This is a genomic window from Pseudomonadota bacterium (genome assembly GCA_022361155.1).
Lineage (GTDB): Bacteria > Myxococcota_A > Polyangia > Polyangiales > JAKSBK01 > JAKSBK01.
On the sequence record JAKSBK010000046.1, the window covers coordinates 1 to 1,545 of the forward strand.

The 1,545-nt window shown below is 49.8% G+C and carries 2 protein-coding genes; both read left to right on the top strand.

Translation table 11 applies throughout. The features are described 5' to 3' along the window. On the top strand, window positions 1-792 hold a 792-nt coding region (locus MJD61_01350), incomplete at its 5' end, for an ATP-binding cassette domain-containing protein (GenBank protein ID MCG8553923.1). Next, window positions 789-1,545, top strand: a 757-nt coding sequence (locus MJD61_01355) for a hypothetical protein (GenBank protein ID MCG8553924.1), incomplete at its 3' end; no start/stop codon positions are given. The genes MJD61_01350 and MJD61_01355, both read left to right, overlap by 4 nt.

A 1,545-nucleotide genomic window follows, 5' to 3' on the forward strand; every position in this document is an offset into this window, starting at 1 on the left:
CCCAACGGCGCCGGCAAAACAACCCTGATGCGAATTCTTGTCGGTGTGCTTGAGGAGAACCGTGGTAGCATCACGATCAACAGCAGCAAACTTTCTGAACACCGTGAGACTTTTCACGGAGCCATTGGATATCTGCCGCAGGATTTTGGACTGTATGAGAACATGACACCGCTCGAGTACCTTCATTACCATGCTCTTACCAACGGCATTTATAAGCCTGAAGGACGCACAAAGCTCATCGAGAACATCGTCAAAAGCGTCGGACTCTGGGAACGTCGCGATGACAAAGTCAAGACATTCTCTGGTGGCATGAAACAACGGGTCGGCATCGCACAGACGCTGCTGCATCTGCCCCAGATCATCGTTGTGGATGAGCCGACCGCCGGACTCGATCCCAAGGAGCGTATTCGCTTCCGCAATCTGCTATCGGAATTAGCCAAAGAGCGGATCGTCATTTTCAGTACCCATATTGTTGAAGATATCTCCAGCACATGCGAGAACGTCGCGGTATTGAGCCGTGGCCGGCTCATCTATAAAGGCTCGCCTGCGGAGATGCAGGTCCGCGCTAGAGGCAAGGTCTTTGAAGCGATCGTCAGCAATGATGAGTTTAGCAGATTGCAAAGATCGTTAAAGATCGTGCAGCATAGTAAGGCCAACGGCGGTGTCAGAATGCGTTTCCTGAGTGACAGGCCGGTCGATGAATTTGCTTCCTCGGCAGTGGAACCGACCTTGGAGGATGCATATGTTTACCTGCTCGGTCAATCGAGTCAAACCGAGGCTAGGCAAGCATGAACGCTCGAGATACCCTTAAACTCTTGGCCAAAGATTCAAATCTATACCAGTCGTTTTCCCAGCTTGACCGCGTCAATCAGATCAAAGTCAGCTTGGAAATTCTTCGATCACAAGCGGCCATTCTGTTCTCCAAGAAAATCGCGTGGTTTATTGCTGGACTCCTGACCTACTTTGTCACGGTCTATATTACCAATTATCGCCTGCCGGTCGTCCAACGCTTAACGCAGGAGGATATCTTGTTCAGCCTTCTCGTATTGCCACTCTTGATTCTGGCCGTATTTTTGAACATGCAATTGATTTCCAGTGAGAAAGATAAACGTACTTTGGAAGTCTTGTTTACAACAGCCGGCTCCCGGTATAAAGTTTGGATCTTGCGTGTGACAACGCTTAGCCTGATGCTTCTGCTTACGGCCTTGGGGATCAGTACCCTAGCGTTTTTCTCAATTGCAGACATTTCAGTCGTGGCGACAGCCCTACACGGGTTCGTACCCGCTTTTTTGATTGGAGGAGTGACTCTTTACTTTTCGGTAAAGTTTCGCAGCGGGTTGGCCGCCGGCATGGTCACGGCTATCGTCGTGGTGCTAACTCTTATGTTCTCCGATGGCTTTAATTTGGAGGAAACACGATACTTTCTTTTCTTCAATCCATACCGTGTGCCGCGGGAGTTGGATCCTGAAACCTGGAACATCTGGATGTGGCAAAATAGAATAGGCACTCTCGGCTTAGGTATGCTGCTGCACTTCTTCGCTTTGC